This is a genomic window from Bacillus sp. FSL K6-0268, from assembly GCF_038005425.1.
Lineage (GTDB): Bacteria > Bacillota > Bacilli > Bacillales > Bacillaceae_G > Bacillus_A > Bacillus_A thuringiensis_S.
Map to the genome: position 1 here is coordinate 81,935 of NZ_JBBOTF010000002.1, position 22,146 is coordinate 104,080.

Consider the following 22,146-nt stretch of genomic DNA (forward strand, 5'->3'; position numbering starts at 1 on the left):
CAGCGTGTTATTTCTGGAAAAATAAAAGGATATACTGGCTGGCATACACAGCGAATAAAAGTAGTTAGCATTCATGAATACATAACAAGTGCTGGAAAAAGATTACGAAGTCATCAAAACCACGATGTGACTGATAGAGATAGGAAAACAAATAGTAATCTAAAGAATGAATCGATAAGTCTTCTCACCGCAAGTCTTGCGGTGTTAATTCAATAAATTAGAGTGCATTAGAACTTTTTACTTAGGAATCCCCACTTCTAAATGAAGTGAAAAGGAGGATAGTTCAAGGTTATTACTAGGATATAGTGACTATGAGTTCGCTAATAGTGTTTTCGATCCTAAAACTTAGGAATTACAAATTACATACAATTTATGTAAATAAAATGTCTATTTTGAAGAATTCGTCATTATTAGTATACAGCCCTTCGACAACTTGATGATAAGGAACAAAGGTGGATACAAGACCAAGACCACAAAATAAGTCGTGAAATCGTCGATTTCGCAACGAATCATACGATCTCTGTCATTCGGTTAGAACAACTAACGAACATCAGACAGACGACGAGAACAAGCCATAAAAATGAAAAGAATCTACACATTTGGTCATTCTTTCGCCTAGCACAATTTATCGAGTACAAAGCGAAAGTAGTTGGTATAAAGGTTGAATATGTGAATCCTGCTTATACAAGTCAAACATGTCCCAAATGCACGAAGAAGAACAAGGCACAAGATAGAAAATACAAGTGCCAAACCGCGATATCGTTGGAGCGATGAATATTCGCTACGCAACTGTGGTTGGCGCTAACTGATAAGAAAAAAGCTAATTGAAAAAGGAAAGGATAGAGGGGAAACGTTTCCTAGGAGGTGTTTATATATCTAGCAATCAAATTAAAGAATTAGATTTTATACGTTTCATTGCTTGTTTTAGTGTTGTAATGATTCATACTCTTCACCGAACAATATATGGACGAGAGGTATGGAACCAAGAACTCAATCATATGTTAATGGTTATACAGTTATCTTTGATGTTCGCAACCCCTTTATTTGTCCTTGTGTCGGAAATGATAACAGCTCATTCCACTAAAAATTGTATCCCTAAGGGGTTTTTATGGAGGAAAATAAAATTTATTATTGTTCCGTATTTCATTATGAGCATCATTTATGCAATAGATAAGACCTTTTCTGCATCAAATATTAATCAGGGATTTTTTGAAATATGGAGATTATATTTAATTGGTCAATGGCATGGTTATTTTGTTTTAATCATTTGCCAAATGTACCTTCTTCATATCTTTTTTGTTAAATATTTTTATGATAGCAATCCCGCCATTTTACTTACGTATACAGGTTTATTAAGCATGGGGTATTGGTTGATGTTTGATTTATACGTACCTAATTTACCTTCTTCTAAGTATAGCTGGGAGATTTTGCTTAGAATTCCTTTTTTGGGATGGTTATTTTATTTTACAATGGCCTTTTATGCAGGAAAGAATATCGATCAATTTCGCAGTTTCATTTATCGATATAGAAAATATATGTATTTAAATTTATTTATTACTTTTTGTATGGTACATATACTTTTTCATAACGGTATAATTCATATGGTTAGTTCTGCAAGGTATGATGTAGTTCTTTATACGGCTTTTATATTTATTGGATTATTTCTTTTTTCTCGATATTGGATTGATACGCCATATTCTATAAAGTTGGTATGTTCCTGTTCTTACGGGATATATTTGTTGCATCCGCTTGTTCAAAAGTATGTTGCGATATACATATATAGGTTTCAACTGTCTACTTTATGGTATATAGTGAGTATGCAGATATTAGGAATCGGAATCCCAGTATGTATTGTACTTTTGTGCCATAAATATTGGTGGGGGAAATATTTGGTCGGCAAAGTCCGTGTTCCTTTGAAGTATAAAAATAATTAAGATGAACCCATTTACAAATGGAGATGCAATCTTATTTTTTGATTTTTTTACTCTTCCCTAAAAGCCTTTTCCTTCCTCAAGCGTGTGAAGGGCGTAGCCCAATAATTGGTGGGAGATGCATCTTGGTTGGTATTAGCCAAAGTATTTGTAGTTATCTGACCACTGCACTATAACCTGTCTGTGCATACAGATAGGTTATAGTGCAGTGAAATTAGATAGTAATAAATATTCAGTGTTTCTTTTACAGTAACACTTTGTACTGTTGACACTCCCACGGCTAAAGCCGCAAGTCCTACACCTTACGGTGTAACGGATGGGATTCCTGAATGACGAAACGTTCGCAGTCCATTTCTGTTTTGAACAGCCTTCAAGATGAGGGTGTGTCATCACCCCTCCTAAGACAGACCATATAGGTTCTTAGGCTGATTGACTATTACCGCCAACCACAGTTGTGTAGCGAATATTCATCGCTCCAACGATATCGCGGTTTGGCACTTGTATTTTCTATCTTGTGCCTTGTTCTTCTTCGTGCATTTGGGACATGTTTGACTTGTATAAGCAGGATTCACATATTCAACCTTTATACCAACTACTTTCGCTTTGTACTCGATAAATTGTGCTAGGCGAAAGAATGACCAAGTGTGTAGATTTTTCTCGTTTTTACGGCTTGTTCGTGCTGTCTGATGTTCGTTAATTGCTCTAATCGAATGACAGAGATCGTATGATTCGTTGCGAAATCGACGATTTCACGACTTATTTTGTGGTCTTGGTCTTGTATCCATCTTTGTTCCTTATCATCAAGTTGTCGAAGGGCATTTCGTTTCTTCGTTTCTCCTAACTTCTTACGAACACTACGAAACTTACGTTTCATGTATTTGTTTTTCCTACCGTTTCCATAGAAACGAACTGTATCATCGTCTGTGATGGCTACCGCAGGAACTTTGAGACCTAAGTCTACTCCTAGAATTTTCGTTCCTGTTTTTTCTATTGTAGGGACCATGACAGATATCTGAGCGATCCATTTAGCAGATTTCTTTGTGATACGAAGGGTACCTAACTTGTGTTTCAACAAGTCGATTCATAAAGCACGAACCTGTAAACGTGTTGACTTGCCTTTTATCATGAACGGGATGGAAAAGTGCGTATAGTCAAAGGAATCGTTTTGGTTATTCCACATACAAACTGGTCTTTTTAAAATCGGAACGATTTTGTATGCACTCTTTTTCACCTTTGTAGAAAATACATTTTTCGCATCTTTCATTGCTTGATTTTTCACCGCACTTGGGAGATTGGCCTCCATATCCTTTGTACTTTTCTTCGTGCTTTTCTTTGCTTCCACCATTTCAGATACCAGTGTATGGATGAGTTGAATATAATCAGAACTACTTTGTTTCAATAGCTTGATCTGTTGTTTTGTTGGAAGCAATTTAACTTTCACTGTGATGGTTTGTGGCACAAGTTTCCCCCCTCGTTTTTTGATTTTCAACATACTGTTGTATTGTCTCACTTGATACCTTTCCAGCAGTAGACACAAAATAGGAACGAGTCCACAGACTTGGCAAGTGCGCGAGATGAGGGAACTCTTCTCTTAAACGCTTTGATGTCACTCCTTTGATTTTCGCCATTGTACCAGCAGGACTGCGTGTTGGAAGTATATGCAAGAACAAGTGAACGTGGTCTTTGTCACATTCTATTGCGACAATAACAATATCCAGTTCGTTATATACCTCTTGGACCAACTCTTTGAAACGTTCTTCTACTTTTGTGTGAAGAAAAATCTTTCTTCTGTATTGTGGGCAAAACACAAAAGGGTAGTGAATGAAACAGTTGTTTTTGGTTTTTCTATACTTATTTATCATGTTCATATCGTCTCAGTTAGTTTATAAAACTGCAACGAAAAGACAAAAAAATAATACCAACATTTTGGATACTTAAAGTGCCACAAACCTTACGGTTTTTTGGTAGCACTCCGTATCCAACCTCACTTTCATCCCATGTCTAAAGACGATGGGCTTTCTCGTTCGGGAAGGGCTGTAATAAAGTATACCGCAGGCAAGTGTTTGATGATGAAATATCAAATTTATAGGTTAACCACAAAATACAAGGGGAATAACTTGAGAAAGAATAAGATTTGATTATGTTAGTGCTACAATTGTAAGGGTTAATCCCCAAGTATTTAATGGATCAGAGTACGGTCCTACATTAACAGTAAGGGTACTTGTTACACCTGAAGGTGTAGTGAAAATTGCGGGTGCTGATACAGAAGTAAACCCTGCAGTATACCCTAGAGAAGTAGCTGAGCCAACGATTACATTATCATTAAGTCGCATAGTGATACCTGCATAATGCCCTCCTGCTTCAATATAAACTGCTACTTCATATATTGCTAAGTAATTTCTCCCTCCTTCAAGCAATACTGTTGTTGGTGGTGTAAATGAAATCGCTGTACCGTTAGAATGTACGACTGTATCGAGTGGAATCGCAGAATTTACAGCCACTATCGTTGGGGTAGTTTGAACAACATTTAAACTGTTAGCCGTGGGTGATGGACAAGAACAGGGCTTGTGAATTTTTGAGTTACTATTATCTTGGTGGTTCACAGATAGTTACCTCCTTTGTATATCTTAATATTGCAGATTCATTAAAATGTAGATTTTTTGTATTTTTATTATATTTTTAATAACTTTGTAAAAAGCTAATAAAAGTGGAACAACTAGCTTCTAATAGTCGTTGATACTCTATAGATTTCAAAATATATTCCATAAATATATATGAATGTTTTTTTTTAGGCAGTACTGTATTTAACGTATTGCCGGAAAGAATTCTCATTCCTTAGTGAAGACGAATTGGCTTCCAACAAGGAATGGTAAGAAGCCCTCTGAATTATGAGACATATACATTTCGTGTCTATCCAAGTCAAACACAAACGACTCTAATCAATAAAATAAAGCGATAGGGTTTTTAACCGCAAGGACTGCGGAGATAACCTAATAAATTAGAGTTCATTAGAACGCTTTACTTGGGGATTTTCCTTTTCAAAACGAAGTGAAAGTGGGGATAGTTCAATGGAAATACATTTTGATGAGAAAGCCATATATACAAGCTATTGGTGGAAATCGTGGTGACATCTATAAATAATGCAAATATGTACTTTTAATTAGGAAGATCTTCTAAATTGAAGAGGCTTTCTTTTTTATGTACAGATAATGTTCGCTAATACTTGTTACGTTACCTTATTCCACTCTTACATATATTCCTTTGTATTCTCAATAGGTTGCAGGGTAACATAGCGCTCAAGCAATGGAGGTCGTGAAATAAAGGGACGTATTGTATATACTACAGGTAGACGGAGCCTTTCTGGCAGATACTTTGTGTCATTGTGATTTGAAACAGAAGTGCAAGAACTTTCGAAAACACAATCTTACATCGGAATGGGTGTGGGAGAAAAAGCTTTGGCCATTTTGTCAGAGGAGACAATCTATAAAAATCCGAAGTTTTTTCGGTCATGAGAAGAGAAGTTGGCGAAAGAACAGTGAGTAACCTTTTCTAGCATTCATGAATGCATGATGAATACTAGAAAAGGTTACTTGGCCAAATTCTCAACTAAAATCATCAAAAACCACGATGTGATGGGTATAGAGGATTTGCAAGTTCTCAATTGTATTCATACTGTGGGTGTCAAAATAAAGATGTTAAGAATCTAAATCTTTGTGAATGGGATTGTTCTTCTTGTAGCACACATCATGACAGGGATATTAACGCAGGACAAAATCTTAGAAATGAAGTAATAATACTTCTAACCGCAGGGACTCTGGAGTTAGTCTAATTCATTAGAAATCCCCACGTTCACGTCGTTTAGAAGTGGAAGTGGGGTAGTTTAATGCTTACGTTAGGAAACTTTGTTTTTAACGAATAGCTGCACCATTAGGTATAGCATTTTTCATCCACTGGGGAAGCATAGATGCCTCGGAATGAAAAGCATACTTGTTTAAGAGAGATGGACTCGTAATCCAGCGTTTCATTGGTTTTCCGGTCGCATCTTTATCAAGAAAATAGATGAACGAATCATTTTCAAACTGTATTAACCCCATATCTTGATCAATATTTCTTCCGTTTGGAATCGTGAGAAGGCTTTGAAACTCTAATACCCCATCCCAATTTTTAAAAATACGATTATACGTATCTCGATCCGTAATGTAACGCTTCATGCCTCTATCCACTAAATATATGTCTGGTTTCCCTACTTCCTTTACACGATATCCATTATAAGCATATTGGTCATTTTGTAGAAATTCTCGGTTTAAAGTAGTAAATTTTTCTTGACTGGCTGCATGGGCTTGCGGTGCAGTCAGTATACTCCACCCATTGCAGCCGATAAAAGCAGCCAATGTAAGACTGGATAACCTTTTCACTATCTTTTCACACCTTTCATTTTTAATTGTAGAATACAGACTTGTAAGACATTCTCAGAAGTTCTTTCCACGCTGTCTATTATAATGATAACGCTATCATCATGATATAATTTCTTGTTTAAAAATACAGGAAATCTATTGAGAAAATAAAGGGACACATTTCCATTCTATAAGCAGTTTAGAATGATGTGTAAAGAAGGGAAAGAGCATCATGCCCATCAACTTAAGGTTAGAAATCCCAAGGTTTTTCATTGATTGAAATGAAAAACCTTTTAAACAGTATAATTTTCTTGAAAATAAGCATACGAAATAAACCCTAACGGGTTTCATTTTTTTACTTATGCAACTTTCTTTTGCTTTCTACATCTACTATACTCATAAATAACACCCATGATATTGAAGTGAAGTGAACCCGAATAGTGGTATGAACTGACCTACGAATTTGGTACATGAAAAAAACACCTATGCTACCAGTTTCTTATATTTTATAGGAGACAGGTAGTTTAACTTTTCTTGAATACGTTCCGTATTATAATACTCAATGTAATCGTGAATGAGTTGTTTGAGAGTAGAAGTTGAATGTATTTGTTATTCTTGGGAGTAAAACCATTCAGATTTCAATGAGGAATGAAAAGATTCTATTACGGCATTATCATGACAATTTCCTTTACGGGACATACTTGTGGTAATGCCATTCTCTTTAGATAACGTTTGGAAAGCGTAGGAGGTATACACGGCCCCTTGATCACTATGTAGTATAATTTGAGTCTTTTGTTTTAGTTTGATCGCCTTCTCAACTGTGTTTAAGACAAGTGTTACGTCTTGTCTGTTACTTATTTCATACGCAATGATTTCATTGTTATATAAATCCATAATACTTGATAAATACAACATCTCTGTACCAAATGGCAAATATGTAATATATGTAACCCATTTTTCATTTGGCTTGTTAGCTTGAAAATTTCTATTTAAGAGATTCTCTACAACAATTCTACTTTCTCCATTGATCCAGGTTCTTCTCTTTCTTTTAACCCTACATTGAAAATTTTTCTTTTGCATTATTTTTTGTACGGTTTTTCGATTTAGGTGATAATTATATTTTCGTTTCAATGTTGCATTTTTAATTTCCGATTCTCTATCTGAAGTTTCTCGATTTCAGTTATACCTCCTTCACTAGCCTTTTGTAGCGTACTTTGTTTTCCTACAGTGCGACTAAAACGATACGTTTCACCTTCACGATGCCACTTCATCCAAGTTTTAATCTGTGCTTTATTTTTAATTCCTAATTGTTCCATAATTTCTTTATTTGTGTATCCTTGTTTTTTCAGCTCGATTGCTTTCCATTTAATTTCTTCTGAATATGATTTTCTCGTTCCCCTAAAAGAAACACCTCCGTATATTCGTATTTAAATTAAATACGGTATAAGAGGTGTTTTTTCCTTGTCTTATTTCATTGGGTCACTTCACTAAGTATGCAAATTCATTGGAGGTGTTTTTCGTTTGAAGACAAGAGTTCATTACCCAGAAGAAACAAAGTGGAAAGTCATTAAAATGAAGAAAGACGGTTATTCAAATCGTGCAATTATGGAGAAACTCGGAATTAAAAATGTTTCCCAAATTAAGACATGGATGAAATGGTATCGTACAGATCAAACGTATCGTTTTCAACAACCTGTAGGAAAACAATATTCTTATGGAAAAGGACCAAAAGAGCTCAGTGAATTAAAACAGCTACGTTTAGAAAATAAACATTTAAAAACAAAATTACTTGTATGGGGAAAGTATCTGGAAATCGAAAGGGGCTGAAACCAGAAACTGTAGTTACTTTATGGAGAAATGTACAAACAAAAATAACGGTAAAAGACTTGTGTAACGTATTAGAATTACCCCGTTCTACATTTTATCGTTGGTTACAACGAACGGAAGATCTGAAAGATGATATAGAAGAAAAAGTAAAGGACGTCTGACCTGGTCAAGAAAAACTGGAACACAAATTAGATTACGCAATTGATTTTGAATATTGATAAGGAGTCATTCCGTTTAATGTTGAATGAGGACGAACAGAATGATAGTACATATAAATAAATTCAGCTACTAGCTGATTCACTTGGGACAGGGAAATGAGCTTTTCTCCATGTAAGCATTCTCGCTTAAAGATACTAAAGAAAGATTCTATTACTGCATTATCCCAACAGTTTCCTTTTCGGGACATACTTTGTTGAATTTTTTGCTGTTTACAAAAATCAGTCACTTGGTAACTGCTAAATTGTGATCCTTGATCGCTATGAAATAATATGTTTTCTCGTTTCCCATATGTGTTTTTTACTTGTTGAATTGTGTCTTTTACTAATTGAGCATCTTGACAAGTATCTAACGAATAACCAAGCACCCGTCGGGTGCTAATATCTAATGCCGCACAAAAATATACTTTCATCCCATTCATTAAATGGAATTCCGTAATATCACATACTACAGTTGGTATGTCTTTCTTACCAGGTTTAAAGGATCGCTTTAATACATTGGGAAATGTACGGTGTTCTTGTTTTCGTTTCTTATAATAAGTGACAACTTTTGACTGCAAGCCGGCTTTGCATAACGCTTGTCTTACTTGTGACAACGTAACCTTGACTCCCTTGTTTATAAGATAACTGTACAACTTTCGATACCCCATTCTTCCTTTTAAGCATTTAAATTGCATGACAATATAAGCCGCTGTCTTTTTACGTTTTTTCTGATTTTCAGTGGGTTTACGATGAATATAGTCGTAAAAACCACTGACAGACACTTGTAATCGATGGCAAAGCCAGCGCACTCCAAATATTTGATTATATTGTCTTATAAACCGAAAGCGTGTTAGTTTTGGTTGCTCGCAAAGAAGGTTGCCGCCTTTTTTAGAAATTCATTTTCCTTTTTTAACGCCTGGATTTCTCTTCGTAAAGAACGTAGTTCTTCCAGTTCATTGCTTTCATAGGAGGAAATCTGTGTAGAATATTTTTTAATCCATACATTTAGAGTTCCGTTACCCAAGTCAAATTCTCTTTGGATACTTGAAATAGAACGACCTTCTTTGATCACCAATTCAACACATTGTCTTTTAAACATTTCATCATACTGTTTTTTCATCTGAAACACCTCTTCATATAGAATAATTTATCTCTATACTGTGTTCCAGTTTTACTGTACCACCTCAGTCTGTCTTAGGCATAAATTCCGGTATGGATATCGAAGAGTGACCGCTACTCTTCGAAAAATGGGACTGTGTGTCAATCATAAAAAAGTATTACGAATCATGAGACAAAATCATATTCTTTCAAAAGTGCGTCGAAAGAAAAAGAAATATATCAATGGTGCGGAACCAATGGTAGCCCCTCATCGATTGGAGCGCCAATTCGATGCATCCAAACCAAATGAAAAGTGGTTTACGGATGTGACGTATCTCTTATTTGGAGAGCGTACCTTGTATGTATCAACGATCATGGATGCCTTTAATCGTGAAATGATTAGTTGTGTCATCAGCGAATCACAAACACTGACATTAGCGATGAAAACATTGAAACAAGCAATGAGAGGAATCGATGATAATCGTAGGAGTAAAAAGAAATGAAAAGCACAGCTGCAATTATCATCTGTGGACGACAAGCAACTGTGCTTAGGGTGAGACATAAAGGGTAAATATATCTTAGCCTGATTAGCAAGAGAGGTTTAACCTATGTTTACTATAGCAGGAAACGAAAGTATAGATAATGATAAAAATAACCTTTTCCAAGGGCAAGTAGAACAGAAAATAAGTAGGGACAAAAAATACACAGCTACATCATCCGCGGGAGATGAGTAGCTGTGCTAAGAAAGGGTAAGAAAAAATCCGTTGTAACCACAATTGGCATTTGGAATGTTAGGATACTTTTACTATAACAGGCAGCATGCAAATATAAAATGATAAAGATAACCTATGGCAAATGTAAAGATAAGTGTTCAGGTGGTGAGAGATGTATGTATTGTTAGGGGATATAGAGTACAATCTGCAACGCATAGAGAATACCTATAGAAGTGAAGGAATAAGGAACAGTTGTATTATTACTACAAAGGAAAATAATGGTTTAGGTTTAATAGGAAGTATACAACATGTTCCTCACCCTTCATGGAGTGATGGAAAGGATGAAGAGTATTCAAACATTGCAGTAGATTAGCTAATTGGGGGCCTGCAATGTACAAATCTGATTGTCAGTTCTTCATCCACTCTTACTATTTACTGTTTTTTGGTTTTATATACCAAATAAGAACATATAAATGTGATAAGTACCACTAGGATGTTGTTTTAGTGGAAAACAGCGAGAAGGGTGTTAAAATATGGGGAATATATCCACAGATTTACAAATGAAAATTGATATGTTACAGCTATGTCCTATGGATAATTGTGTGTATCATGAACATTTGAAAGTTTATAAGGAATTAGGAATTGATATACAACGTTTTGAATATTACAAGATATATGGGGAACGTTTGGTGCCCTATTCAAAAGAATATATCATGCGCTCAAATTTGGAAGAGTTGTGGAAAAAGGATAAAGAAAAGTACATACAATTCAGTCCCTCTTTTTTTGATCGGTTAAAAAGAAAGGTGGATATATGGATATGGAAGGGAAAGTTGAAATCGTTAGGGGGAGTGGCAAAATGGGTCCGGAAACATTCAAAGGAAGAAAAGAGATAGAATGTTTTTCTTATTCGCCAGAAAAAGCACAGCCAAATTAATACATAACCTGGCTGTGTAGAGAGTGAATAGATATTGAAAAACATAATGAGCTTCTTAGAGGGAAGGATTATGTTGACTGGTTTTTATCATAACATGAAGGGCGTTACGGGAGGATTTGAAAGATGCTATTTAATACAGGGAAAATAACTGAGGATGGGGAGAAGTTGAAATGGATAAAATAGTTACGACCCATGTTGGTCTTATGAATGGAAAAGTACATATTTTTCAAATGAGTCTGGAAAGATTTTTAGATAAAGTAGTTGCTCCAGATGGATGTTTTAAGGAAGGTTTGATACGTTTTAATGATATTTTAATTAATCCAGAACACATCGTTTCTGTGCAACAAGTGCCTTCTGCTCGGATTCGTAGATCGAGTCGAATGCTAGAGTAACATTTAATTTAGCATCCATTTGGGTGCTTTTCTTACGTCAGCCTATATTTTTATTGGGGTGAGTATGAGAATAAACAGGTGTTTATTCTCATGTATTAAAGGTTCTTTCCCGTATTAGTTGAAATTGATATAATGACATATAAAATAGGGAAAAGGTATGGGGGATATTCGATGGAAAATATTTTAAGTGTATTAGATTCTAACATTCAATATGTAAAACATGAATTTATCGACGATCAAATTGTTTTTCAAGCTAAAACAAAATATATAAAAGCTATATGCCCATATTGTATGATGGAATCAGACAAAGTACATTCAAAATACTATCGAGTTTTTCAAGATCTTCCTGTTTCAAATTTTGAAACCCTTATTCATCTAGAGCTGCCTAAATTTTTTTGTATAAACGCTAGCTGCTCTTATACGACTTTTAGCATGCCACTTCCTTATATCGAGCCGAAGGCACGCAAAACAAAGCGTTTACAAAAGGAAATTTTGGCTCTTTCTTTAGAAATGAGTTCGATTAACTCTGCTAAAAGGCTCCATCAACAGAAAATTAAAATTAGTAAAAGCACCATTTGCCGTTGGATTAAAAAAAAGAAATCATAATCGATAAAAGTAATATTACCAAGGTCTGTATTGATGATTTCGCTATTAAAAAAGGGCATCGATATGGAACGATTATGGTAAATATTGAAACGCATAAAATCGTCGATTTAATCCCTTCTAGGGATTTAGAAGATGTGACTGTCTGGTTGAAAACATTTCCCCATCTAGAAATCGTTTCTAGAGACGGTTCTGTCACTTTTCGAAATGCAATTACAGCGGCACACCCTACAGCTATTCAAGTTAATGACCGCTTTCATTTAGTAAAAAACGTAATGGATTATATAAAAAAATATTTTCAACGATTACTACCTACTTCTATACAAATTAATAGCCCATTAGTGGACGAAATAAATCCAGCTTACTCTTTGCTTACCAGAAAAGAAAAAATTGTGATCGCGCAAAAATTACAGAAAAAAAAGATACCTATTTCTAGGATTGCAAAAGAATTAGCAATGGACATTCGTACGCTTCAAAAGTATATTCATCTGCCTAAACATCAATTGTCTACTCTTTTCATGACTAAATTTGAAAGGGAAAGATTTGAAAACATACAACGAAAAAAGCAGATAATCAAACAGGTGAAAAAACTTCATTCCGAAGGAATGAGTATCAGAAAAATTGCTGTATACGTACATTTAGATCGACGAACGGTACGAAGGTATATAAAGGAAAATTTACGAACAATCAGTGTACAAACCCGTTCTGGTCGAACTACAAAAATCAATTCTTATTTGGAGCACATGATTACATATATGCAAAAAGGATACTCCTCAAAGAAAATTCATGATCATTTAGTTTTGCAAGGATACACAGGCAGTGTTTCTACAACTCGTTACCATATCCGATTGCTCAAGAAGCAACAGAACATCAAGAAACCATTTTTTCATTCTATTCCTAGACAAAAAATTATTAGATTGATCTTTAATCCAGCAGGGGATCCTGCATTGAAGAGTCAACAGATAGAAGAAATTTTTGAGCTTTATCCATCTGTTCAGGAATTGTTAACTTTGCTATACCAGTTTCAAACTATACTGGCAGAAAAACAGTATGAAAAATTGTCTGAATGGATACTTAAAGCAGAAAAACTTTCTATTCCAGAAGTAGACTCCTTCCTACATGGAATAAAACGAGATTTTGAGTCTGTACTCCATGCTTGTAAATATCCCTATAGTAATGGTTTAGCGGAAGGCAGTGTGAATAAAACAAAGCTCATCAAACGGATTATGTATGGCAGGAATAATTTTGATATTTTGCGAAAAAAGATTCTATTACGAGAGTTCAACTAATACGGGAAAGAACCGTATTAAAGACTACTAATATATACTCGTTTTTTTACTAAAGGGAGGTACACTATCTGAGGTGCTTTAATCAGAAGAATGGGTGGGAATTTTCTTCTCAATTCTAAGAGCAGAGTTTAATTAAAATTGTCGAGACGTATAGTTATGTTGGTAATATACAATTTGTGAGATTGCTTGTCCTATATTTAATGGAGAAAGGGATGAATTTACTCCATGTGATCAAGTAATAAAATGGGAGGTGGTAATCTTGTACTTTGAGATACATGAGACGAGGTAAAAGGACGAGAAGAAGGTCTTCGTGGGAGGGGATGAAATTAACCGAAAGAGAGCTATTTATCCATGGTATGCATAAAAATGATATAAATATCCAAAATATAGAAAATCACCTAATTACGTAATTTTTGGGTATCCGCTATATTTTGGAACAATAAAAGACAGGCAAACCAGTACGGATATGTATTTGGTTTTTAAATATTCAGAAAATTAATAATATTTTTCTTTCTTGGCAAACAATTGCTTGTACTGTTCTTGTATGTCTTGAAGTTGTAAACTTAGTTCTTTTGCGAGTGTTGTCATCTTAGGGTCTTGTTGTAAGGTGAGCAATGATTGGGACACTTCTAAAAGCATATAATGAATCGTATATACTTCTTTTGTAATCAAAGATTCAGAAATTTGTTGAAGCGTAGATCCGATTATACTCATTTTTCGATCAATTTCCTGTAATAAGTGTGTAGAATGGCTAACATATGATTTGTTCACTATGATTCCTCTCCTGTCTTATACCATTATGCGTATCAATCTTACGGGTATTTTTTATTTTAATAAGGAAAAAGGAGAAAAGGACAGCTGTCAAATTCTTCTTTTTAATTGGAATTTGGATTGTTTCATTGCACTCATGCCCATTTTCAAGTTAGCGCCTTGATTAAAAATACTTATATATCTTACTTGGATAATAAGTTTAGTGATATACAGTATGAGCATTCTTAATCTCTATTAAAATATCTGCAATTCGTTTTCCATTTTTCAAAATCATATGGTCTTTGGTATATCCATCTATATATTGACCCAATTCTTGACTTAACATCACTTCAATTTCACCGTTGTCTCGTATGTTACTCATTAACAAGGTGGCATGTTGACTCTGTAAATAATACAATTGCAACGTTTTAGCCAAAGATGTCACTAATGGTCTCAATAAGACATCATATTGTGGAAGCATATCCGCAGCTATTTGTTCATTTAAAATAAAATGAATGCCATTCTCTTTTGCATCAAATCGATATAAGAAAATCATATACACAGCACGCCCTTTACATGTTATGTGTGAAGATATAGTAGGAAATAGGAGAATATACGGTCGTATTATTCTCCCAATCCCTGAACTAAATAAAAGAATGGTATATGTTCATTATATATCGTGGGAAGTCACTGTTCAATTTGTTATTTCGTTTTGGAGGATATTTTTAATTTTTTCTATTTTTTGATGAGAGAGCCCTCTTTTTATTTGGTTCTTTTAATACATTTAACGTTTTTGTATTTTCTCAACATATATAAATTGAATTTTCTTTAAGATCTAAAGCTATCTGATCGCATATACAAATGTGCTTGTAGTCATGTCATAGATCGGAATTTGAATGCTGCCATCAACTTGTCACGTTATGAATTAGTCAATTAGCCCCTAAACGTTATGGCTAATATGTAGGATGCGTTGTATCCGAATTTACGCCCTCGGAGAGTTATATCAAACGATAGTAGCTTTGGCAAAACCGGACTCGTAGAACAGGGAAATAAACAAACTTTATAGACTTTTATAAGGTTTTGGCAACGGGCAAAAAGTAAAAGATGTCCTTCTTCACTCGGATCAAGGAAGTATTTATACAGCAAAAGAATTTCAAGCGTATGCCAAAGAAAACGGCATGATCATCAGCATGTCCCGGAGAGGAAATTGCCATGATAATGCCGTCATGGAAAACTTCTTTGGTCATTTAAAAAGTGAAGCTTTCTATTCACAAAAGATAACAAAAGTATCCAACACAACTGTGCGAAAGATTGTGCTAGAATACATTCATTACTACAATTGTGTGCGAATTCAAGAAAAATTAAACCACTTGTTCCCTAAAGAATTTAGGGAACAAGTGGTTTAGGTGTTTTGATTGGTGTCCCGTTTTCGGGGTTCACTTCATATCAAAGACTGTTTTCTTTCATATCGATGAGATTTCCGTCCATTCTTCTGTAGAAGGTGGAACAGGCGGATCAAAAGCTTTGTTATCTCTTGGGTACCTTTCTGTATAGCCTGATAGAGGAGAAATAAATGATCTTGGATCATCCCAATCGCTTTATATTCACTTAATTCTTTTTGCTTCTTCTGCAATAAAAGTTGGCGCATCTTAAACATTGTAGAAGAAGCAAAAAGAAAATGGCGATCAGTTTCCCGTATAAATGGTACTCTACTCTTTCTCGTTTGATATTGCGACAATGATCAATTTCAAACAATGATTTCCACGTTTTAAAAACAAGCTCTATCTGCCAGCGTAATGTATATAATTCATGTATTTGTTCCATCGGAACCCATTCCTAGGGTGCATTTGTTACATATACATTTAATCCCGCAGCGAGCTTACTTTTCTCTGAATACGTTTGCTGTTTTAACGTTTCTTTTTCCACGATTTTCTTTAGACGCGTTTTTAATTGTGCTTCTGTTAAGCGATGAAAAATAAGACGTGAAAATAACTGTTGCTTATCACCAATATAAGCTTGCTGGTATTCTATCGTTTCTCCAGGTTTGAGTTGATTCAAAATCTGTATGACATTTATTTGTAGGTATTTAAAATCCCTACAGGCTGAATTCCAGTCCATTACAACAGGCATGGGCGGTTTTTCTCATGCAACGGAGCAGACGCGAGCGAAAGTAGACATTCTGTCTCGTATGGTAGATAAGCAAAAAGAGAAAATCAGGGAACTTCAACACGCTTATAATCGCGCAAAAACAGAAGAAGGTGAAGCGAGTCAATCCGCACAACGATACGCAGAACAAATTCATCGGGCAACAGCTGAACTGAATCGATTTGAAACGGAATTACAGCAATCAAATCGAGAATTAGAGCAACAAGGTAATCGTCTATTGAACTTCGGTAATCGCATGGAAAGCTTAGGTAATCATTTGCAAAATGCCGGAATGCAAATTGGTATGGTATTTGGTGGTATGACTTATGCAATTGGTCGAGGTCTAAAATCAGCTGTGGAAGAATCTATGAACTTTGAACAGCAGATGGCTAACATAAAAGCTGTATCAGGTGCGACTGGACAAGAAATGAGTAAACTCTCTGAATTAGCTGTTAAATATGGGGAAGATACAAAATATTCTTCTGTTGAAGCTGGAAAAGGGATTGAAGAATTAATAAAAGCTGGCGTTAGTTTAAAGGACATTATCAATGGTGGATTAGAAGGAGCATTAAACTTAGCGGCCGCAGGAGAATTAGAGTTAGGCGAAGCAGCTGAAATTGCTTCAACCGCCTTAAATGTATTTAAAAAGGATGGCTTAAGTGTTACAGATGCCGCTAACGCTTCAGCCACTGATGTACACGAATTAAAATATGGTCTGTCAGCTTCCGCAGCAGTTGCTGCTGGGGCAGGTATGACATTTAAAGATACATCAACAGCTTTAGCAGTTTTTGCACAGAACGGGTTAAAAGGTTCAGATGCAGGTACGTCTTTAAAAACAATGCTTATGAGATTAAATCCATCTACTAAAGAAGCGTATAACAAGATGGCGGATTTAGGTCTTATCACTTATAATGCGCAAGCTGGATTTGACTTCTTGGTTAAAAACGGAATCACGCCAGCATCTAGAAGTGTAGGAGATATTGAAGTTGCATTAGAGAGTTATGTAATGAAAACGGAAGGCGTAAAGAAATGGAATGATAAATGTGATACTACATTTCGTGAATTAGCAACTAGTTCGGCTTTCTTATCTTCTACATTTTACGATCAAGAAGGGCACATCCAAAGTTTAGAAAATATATCTGGAATTCTCCACGAATCCATGAAAAAAGATTCAAATAAACAATTAAAACAACATTTAGCTGAAGGGTCAGTCGAAGCACTTGAAGCACGCATTAAACAGCTTGAGATGGAAAATGAGTACTTAAAAAAGTTAAATGCCTTAGTTCAAAACAAGGAAAAATCACAAAACAAGACAAAGCGCAAGTAATCTATGAATTAAGGCATAAATATTCGGTGAAGGCACTCGTGGAGCTAGCTACTATTCCTCGAAGCACGTATTATGATTTAGTAAAGAAAATGAATCGTCCAGATGTAGATGCCGATTTGAAAGCTGAGATTAAAGCGATTTATGAGGAAAATGAAGGTCGTTATGGTTACCGTCGCATTCGTGATGAATTAACGAATCGTGGCCAGAAAGTGAACCACAAGAAGGTTCAGCGCATTATGAAAGAGCTTGGGTTAAAGTGTGTTGTGCGTATGAAGAAATATAAATCCTATAAAGGAAAAGTCGGTAGAATTGCACCTAATATTTTAGAGCGTAATTTTCATACAGATGCACCGAATCAAAAGTGGGTAACAGACATCACAGAGTTTAAATTGTTTGGAGAAAAACTGTATGTATCACCTGTATTAGATTTGTATAATGGTGAAATTATTACCTATACAATTGGTTCTAGACCGACGTATTCGCTTGTTTCAGACATGTTAGAGAAAGCATTGGAACGTTTACCTGAAACGCACCAGCTACTGATGCATTCGGATCAAGGATGGCATTATCAAATGAGACAATACGTCCGTACACTAGAATCAAGAGCTATCGTCCAGAGTATGTCTCGAAAAGGCAACTGTTACGACAACGCAGTAATAGAAAATTTCTTTGGGATTATGAAATCGGAGTTCCTCTACATAAAAGAATTTGAAAATGTAGAGCACTTTAAAATAGAATTAGAAAAATATATAGATTATTATAATACGAAACGGATTAAGGCAAAATTAAAAATGAGCCCGGTACAATACCGGACTCACTTTTATCAAGCTGCTTAATGAAATAACCGTGTCTAACTTTTAGGGGTCACTTCAGTGAGGAACGCTCCTTTTTTGACATGATAAAGATATACTATTTCTTATTTGGTTTGTCATAGTATTATATGTCACCGCAGAAATGAATAGGAATGGTAAAAATAAAAAAACAGCGTATTCTTGACCAAGGAGTACGCTGTTTTATGGTAGAACCATCTATGTTAAGCAATGCTGAATTACTTTTAGTATATGTGACCAAATTTACAGGTATGACACTTCATTACAAATAAGAATACGTGTAAATGTATGTTTATATGTTGGTTTCAATCACCATACAGGTAAAACAGGAGGAAACAAGCCAGGATAGTGGTCTGGCTTGCTATTTTTGTAAGGTATATCAATAAACTGGGAGTACTCTAAGATATGTAAGATAGAAGCAACATATGTTATTACATAAAAAATTTCCACAGTGGTCGCTATCGTTGTCAAGAAATCTTGCAAGATAGGAAACTAGGATGGGTAGATGGAACGGAAAAGAAGAGATTCCCTTTGTAGGAAATGATGTGAAAACCATGGCGCAGTGGAGAGAACATGCGGCAATTTTTATTGTATGACAAGAAATAGATCGTGCGGAAAACGTAGGTGGGGCAAGTATTGGGCGCTGTAGAAAAATGCGTGAGAGGGGACGTGGATATGGGAATGAGGGATTAGAAGAGTGCTAGTTTGGGGAGTTTGAAAAATTAGGAAAATAGGAATCTATCGTGCGTTTGCTGGGTGTATGTACGATTTTCTTTTGTTTCTTTGGCGCAATAAGATATAAAGTTCTCGATAGGGTGTACCCAAATGAGAAGAACCCAAACTGGATTCAATCAACAGTTATTAAAAAAATATAACAGATACAGGAAACCTTCTTGTTCGTTGCTCCCGCAACTCGTCCTATAAAGAAATGTCTATCCCCTTCCAGAAACAGTAAAATCTCTTTGTTTCGTTGCGTACTGTATTCTATACAACACCCAAGCACTTCGTGCATACTTTTTTGCTTATTTCACCAAAAAAATGTGGTAACACACAGAAAAGATAAGAAAAACACCCAAACATATGGTAAAAAAACCAATCATTCGTATGCTTAATAGATGAAAAAGGTTTTACTTTAAGTTATTTTATAAATATATTACAAAATAACAATTAAATGTATTTTTCTCACTTGTTCATTTCACGAGACGTACCCCTTGATACAGGAATGATCACCATTTGTATCATTCCTATTTGGGTACACCCTAGTGGGAAGTTTTTGTGGTGGGATTCTTCTGGATAAGGTTTTTTTCTTGTTACGTTGTCTCTATTTTGTAAAAAAAGGAGGGTGTAGGATGACAAAAAGACCTGCGGTAGTATGTCAACTGAAAAATAATATATTTTGAAGTTATCAAAGGACAAATTGCTTAAAAAAGACATCACGAAACTAGACCAGCACCGCATGTAAAATACTGGAATTGATTGAAAGGTAGCGATGACAAGTTTTATGTCACACTTTCACACACCTTTCAGGCGTAAAGAGTTGGTGATTACGTAGTAGCGCATCCACCAATCGCACAAATTTTCTTGCGGTTAGAACGAGTGCACGTTTGTGTTGATGTTTTGGTACTTCATTATACTTTTTTGCGTAATATTCTTGGTATTCCAATACATGCTTTCTTACAGAGTTGGCGGCTTCAACTAAGTAATACCGCAAGTAATGATTCCCATTACGAGATAATGAAGTATTTTCAGCGGTGAACCGGCCAGACTGGTATGTACGCCAATATAACCCGGCATATTTTGCGATTTTGGTTTCATCGTCAAATCTTTCGATTTGGCCAATTTCAGCGATAATACCAGCGGCATATATAGGCCCGATTCCAGGAATGGATTCTAATGTTTGCGTTAATCCAGCCATGATCCGCTTAATAGATTTTTCTAGTTCTTTAATTTGTCTTTGATAGGTACGAATGATTTCGATTGATGTTCCTAAAAGAATATCGATTGAGTCTTCTACCACCTTATCTAAACGGTACGACGTGCGAACAGCCTTTTGAATGGTTGATGCGACACATTTCGGGTCACCAAATCGATTTTTACTCTTTTCCTGTAGGAACTCAGCGAGTTCCTCTAAAGGCATGTCAGCTAGCTCTTCTAGACTGAATTTTTCAAGGAACAATTCCATCATGGCGTTACCAAATATAGAAGAATCGACTTCTTGTGAGAACGTATTACATTTATAACTTAGGTGTTGTAGAAAATGTTGTTTCTCCTTTGTCAACATTCTAACGAGTTGATAACGAGCTCTTGTTAATTGCTGTAATGCCACGTATTGACTTTCTTTCACGATGGACATTTGATTTCGCCCAAATCGTAAATAATCAGCGATGACAAAGGCATCAATTTCGTCAGTCTTATTCATGTCTGAATAACTTTTCTTGAAGTTTGCGACTTGTTTTGGATTTAGAAGAAATACCTTTGTGCCAAATCTTTTTAAGTCTTCGTCATGATGGAGAAACATGGATGGGTGAAAACTGTAAACAGATGTAGATTCTAAGCCGATTTTTAAAGTTTCAACCTCTTGATTGGTTGTGCACTGTAATAATCGTTCTTTAAGTACCTGTGCACCTGGTAAGTCATTACTGACTGAAAAAGAATCTAGCTTTTCTCCTTCACCATTTAAAAAGCAAACTTTCATATCAAACGAACTTACATCTAGACCAACAAATAATCTCACGTAAGAGACCTCCTTTCGATTTAGAATCATTGCTTGGACGTCTCGAGATATCTCTAGTGTGTACGCCGACCAACAACCTCGTGTATAAGAGCTAGTCCTGAATCGAAAGCCGCCCTAGAGCTACTAACATCTAGGTTCGAGGATCAGGCTGCTCAGCCTGCGAGTAGGGAGCCCCGCGCGTTCACTGAGAAACACTCTTTTCGTGTGGTAAATCCACAGGGGAATACAGAATTGTCCCAAATGATCCTAAGACCATTATCTAGAAATATCTTGAGACGTCCAAGTATTTTCTTTATTACTGGACTCTTATTAGAGAGAAAAACTAAGCCTGAGATAGGGCTTAAATATTAATATACGAGGGGAATGGCCAAATCCATCGTGACCGATTTAGAAATGCTGGAGATCATTCAACAGCTACAGTGGACGACGACAGGGCAACTGGTTGCTTATATGGGCGCGTATAGTCGGCGGAGTATCCTGCGTAAACTCGAGCATTTGCGTCCGTATTTGCACAACATTCAAGAGCCATCTCGTCATATTTTTGGACTCAATAGTAAAGGGGGCGAGTTACTCGGAACGTCTCATGTGACCATTTTGACAGAGTTACAAGACATCTACGATGTCCTCTATCGTAATGAAATCTGGGAATGGTGTGGGTATCCAGAGTGGAAGTGGCAAGAAGAGTTACTACCTTCTTCGAAACGAGATTCACTGTTGCCCGCTGCCTATTGGTATGATAGGCAGCGCCTGCATGTAGTAGAAATCGATAATGGGGAAAATCTGCATCACACACTTTGTAATATGCGCCGGTATGAGGGATTGGTGCAACATGCAGAAAAGCGCGGCAAGCCTGTGCCGCAGGTGTACTATTTTACACCTGACCGGCAGCGTTTGGCTTGGATGGAAGAAGCAATGGGCGGGCATAAGCCGTGGATACAGTTTGTGCATACGCTCAAAAAAGGAGGAATGGTAACATGAAGCA

15 protein-coding genes and 11 pseudogenes are annotated in these 22,146 nt (G+C 35.8%); 15 read left to right on the forward strand and 11 right to left on the reverse strand.

The window, feature by feature from the left end:
- Positions 1-420: 420 nt before the first annotated feature.
- Positions 421-809, forward strand: a pseudogene (locus MHI28_RS31160) (RNA-guided endonuclease TnpB family protein); the annotation flags it as partial.
- A gap of 15 nt (positions 810-824) precedes the next feature.
- Positions 825-1,934, forward strand: a complete 1,110-nt coding sequence (locus MHI28_RS31165) for an acyltransferase family protein (protein ID WP_340828497.1) — start codon at positions 825-827, stop codon at positions 1,932-1,934.
- A gap of 417 nt (positions 1,935-2,351) precedes the next feature.
- Here the strand turns inward: MHI28_RS31165 and MHI28_RS31170 are convergent.
- From MHI28_RS31170 to MHI28_RS31180, 3 genes and pseudogenes are all read right to left on the reverse strand, one after another.
- A pseudogene (locus tag MHI28_RS31170) lies at positions 2,352-3,390 on the reverse strand (RNA-guided endonuclease InsQ/TnpB family protein).
- Positions 3,362-3,793, reverse strand: coding sequence for an IS200/IS605 family transposase (tnpA, locus tag MHI28_RS31175; RefSeq protein ID WP_340828499.1), 432 nt, complete (start codon positions 3,791-3,793; stop codon positions 3,362-3,364). Before tnpA ends, MHI28_RS31170 begins: the two are co-directional and overlap by 29 nt.
- A gap of 276 nt (positions 3,794-4,069) precedes the next feature.
- Positions 4,070-4,534, reverse strand: a complete 465-nt coding sequence (locus MHI28_RS31180) for a hypothetical protein (RefSeq protein WP_078187235.1) — start codon at positions 4,532-4,534, stop codon at positions 4,070-4,072.
- A 708-nt stretch (positions 4,535-5,242) separates the two neighbouring features.
- Between MHI28_RS31180 and MHI28_RS31185 the strand changes: the two are divergent.
- A pseudogene (locus MHI28_RS31185) lies at positions 5,243-5,688 on the forward strand (IS200/IS605 family element RNA-guided endonuclease TnpB); the annotation flags it as partial.
- A 151-nt stretch (positions 5,689-5,839) separates the two neighbouring features.
- Here the strand turns inward: MHI28_RS31185 and MHI28_RS31190 are convergent.
- A complete protein-coding gene (locus MHI28_RS31190) occupies positions 5,840-6,346 on the reverse strand; it encodes a hypothetical protein (protein ID WP_340828500.1) in 507 nt (168 codons plus the stop codon).
- Positions 6,347-6,808: 462 nt separating this feature from the next.
- Positions 6,809-7,746 (reverse strand): annotated as a pseudogene (locus MHI28_RS31195) (IS3 family transposase).
- Positions 7,747-7,846: 100 nt separating this feature from the next.
- On the opposite strand from MHI28_RS31195, the pseudogene MHI28_RS31200 reads away from it, so the two are divergent.
- Positions 7,847-8,310 (forward strand): annotated as a pseudogene (locus tag MHI28_RS31200) (helix-turn-helix domain-containing protein); the annotation flags it as partial.
- A 35-nt stretch (positions 8,311-8,345) separates the two neighbouring features.
- On the opposite strand, the gene MHI28_RS31205 reads toward MHI28_RS31200, so the two are convergent.
- The gene (locus MHI28_RS31205) at positions 8,346-9,245 is read right to left on the reverse strand and encodes an IS3 family transposase (RefSeq protein WP_340828443.1); all 900 of its coding nucleotides are present in this window, start codon (positions 9,243-9,245) and stop codon (positions 8,346-8,348) included.
- Positions 9,200-9,469 (reverse strand): transposase, encoded by a 270-nt coding sequence (locus MHI28_RS31210; protein WP_069354784.1) that lies wholly within the window; start codon positions 9,467-9,469, stop codon positions 9,200-9,202. Before MHI28_RS31210 ends, MHI28_RS31205 begins: the two co-directional genes overlap by 46 nt.
- A gap of 67 nt (positions 9,470-9,536) precedes the next feature.
- Here MHI28_RS31210 and MHI28_RS31215 point away from each other — a divergent pair.
- The 6 genes and pseudogenes from MHI28_RS31215 to MHI28_RS31240 all read left to right on the forward strand — a co-directional run.
- A pseudogene (locus tag MHI28_RS31215) lies at positions 9,537-9,917 on the forward strand (IS3 family transposase); the annotation flags it as partial.
- Between the two features lie 138 nt (positions 9,918-10,055).
- Positions 10,056-10,181: a hypothetical protein gene (locus tag MHI28_RS31220; RefSeq protein WP_303047666.1), complete on the forward strand. Its 126-nt coding sequence runs from the start codon at positions 10,056-10,058 to the stop codon at positions 10,179-10,181.
- A 151-nt stretch (positions 10,182-10,332) separates the two neighbouring features.
- The gene (locus tag MHI28_RS31225) at positions 10,333-10,533 is read left to right on the forward strand and encodes a hypothetical protein (protein WP_078187236.1); all 201 of its coding nucleotides are present in this window, start codon (positions 10,333-10,335) and stop codon (positions 10,531-10,533) included.
- A 731-nt stretch (positions 10,534-11,264) separates the two neighbouring features.
- Positions 11,265-11,486 (forward strand): hypothetical protein, encoded by a 222-nt coding sequence (locus MHI28_RS31230; protein WP_340828501.1) that lies wholly within the window; start codon positions 11,265-11,267, stop codon positions 11,484-11,486.
- 171 nt (positions 11,487-11,657) lie between these two features.
- Complete coding sequence (locus tag MHI28_RS31235; RefSeq protein ID WP_075717486.1) at positions 11,658-12,092, forward strand: transposase family protein; 435 nt, start codon at positions 11,658-11,660, stop codon at positions 12,090-12,092.
- Between the two features lie 14 nt (positions 12,093-12,106).
- Positions 12,107-13,378, forward strand: coding sequence for an ISL3 family transposase (locus MHI28_RS31240; RefSeq protein ID WP_269800728.1), 1,272 nt, complete (start codon positions 12,107-12,109; stop codon positions 13,376-13,378).
- A gap of 495 nt (positions 13,379-13,873) precedes the next feature.
- Here the strand turns inward: MHI28_RS31240 and MHI28_RS31250 are convergent, their stop codons facing one another.
- Both MHI28_RS31250 and MHI28_RS31255 read right to left on the reverse strand, forming a co-directional pair.
- Positions 13,874-14,149, reverse strand: a complete 276-nt coding sequence (locus tag MHI28_RS31250) for a hypothetical protein (RefSeq protein ID WP_340828502.1) — start codon at positions 14,147-14,149, stop codon at positions 13,874-13,876.
- Between the two features lie 199 nt (positions 14,150-14,348).
- Positions 14,349-14,684, reverse strand: coding sequence for a hypothetical protein (locus MHI28_RS31255; protein ID WP_340828503.1), 336 nt, complete (start codon positions 14,682-14,684; stop codon positions 14,349-14,351).
- A gap of 276 nt (positions 14,685-14,960) precedes the next feature.
- Here MHI28_RS31255 and MHI28_RS36235 point away from each other — a divergent pair.
- A pseudogene (locus MHI28_RS36235) lies at positions 14,961-15,065 on the forward strand (RNA-guided endonuclease TnpB family protein); the annotation flags it as partial.
- 151 nt (positions 15,066-15,216) lie between these two features.
- Positions 15,217-15,534: pseudogene (locus tag MHI28_RS31260) on the forward strand (IS3 family transposase); the annotation flags it as partial.
- A 50-nt stretch (positions 15,535-15,584) separates the two neighbouring features.
- On the opposite strand, the pseudogene MHI28_RS31265 reads toward MHI28_RS31260, so the two are convergent.
- Positions 15,585-16,213 (reverse strand): annotated as a pseudogene (locus MHI28_RS31265) (transposase); the annotation flags it as partial.
- 1 nt (position 16,214) lies between these two features.
- Between MHI28_RS31265 and MHI28_RS31270 the strand changes: the two are divergent.
- Positions 16,215-17,456 (forward strand): annotated as a pseudogene (locus MHI28_RS31270) (phage tail tape measure protein); the annotation flags it as partial.
- Positions 17,430-18,436: pseudogene (locus tag MHI28_RS31275) on the forward strand (IS3 family transposase); the annotation flags it as partial. The pseudogenes MHI28_RS31270 and MHI28_RS31275, both read left to right, overlap by 27 nt.
- 1,498 nt (positions 18,437-19,934) lie before the next feature.
- Here the strand turns inward: MHI28_RS31275 and MHI28_RS31280 are convergent.
- Positions 19,935-21,164, reverse strand: a complete 1,230-nt coding sequence (locus tag MHI28_RS31280) for an IS110 family transposase (protein ID WP_100909797.1) — start codon at positions 21,162-21,164, stop codon at positions 19,935-19,937.
- A 363-nt stretch (positions 21,165-21,527) separates the two neighbouring features.
- Between MHI28_RS31280 and MHI28_RS31285 the strand changes: the two genes are divergently transcribed.
- Entirely contained in the window at positions 21,528-22,142 is a 615-nt protein-coding gene (locus MHI28_RS31285) for a hypothetical protein (RefSeq protein WP_340828505.1), read from the forward strand.
- Positions 22,143-22,146 lie beyond the last annotated feature (4 nt).

Bases quoted from the DNA above. Each gene is read 5' to 3' on its own strand.
- tnpA (WP_340828499.1), bottom strand. From the start codon at position 3,793: ATGATAAATAAGTATAGAAAAACCAAAAACAACTGTTTCATTCACTAC.
- MHI28_RS31210 (WP_069354784.1), bottom strand. From the start codon at position 9,469: ATGAAAAAACAGTATGATGAAATGTTTAAAAGACAATGTGTTGAATTG.
- MHI28_RS31220 (WP_303047666.1), top strand. From the start codon at position 10,056: ATGTTTACTATAGCAGGAAACGAAAGTATAGATAATGATAAAAATAAC.
- MHI28_RS31225 (WP_078187236.1), top strand. From the start codon at position 10,333: ATGTATGTATTGTTAGGGGATATAGAGTACAATCTGCAACGCATAGAG.
- MHI28_RS31230 (WP_340828501.1), top strand. From the start codon at position 11,265: ATGGATAAAATAGTTACGACCCATGTTGGTCTTATGAATGGAAAAGTA.
- MHI28_RS31235 (WP_075717486.1), top strand. From the start codon at position 11,658: ATGGAAAATATTTTAAGTGTATTAGATTCTAACATTCAATATGTAAAA.
- MHI28_RS31255 (WP_340828503.1), bottom strand. From the start codon at position 14,684: ATGATTTTCTTATATCGATTTGATGCAAAAGAGAATGGCATTCATTTT.
- MHI28_RS31285 (WP_340828505.1), top strand. From the start codon at position 21,528: ATGGCCAAATCCATCGTGACCGATTTAGAAATGCTGGAGATCATTCAA.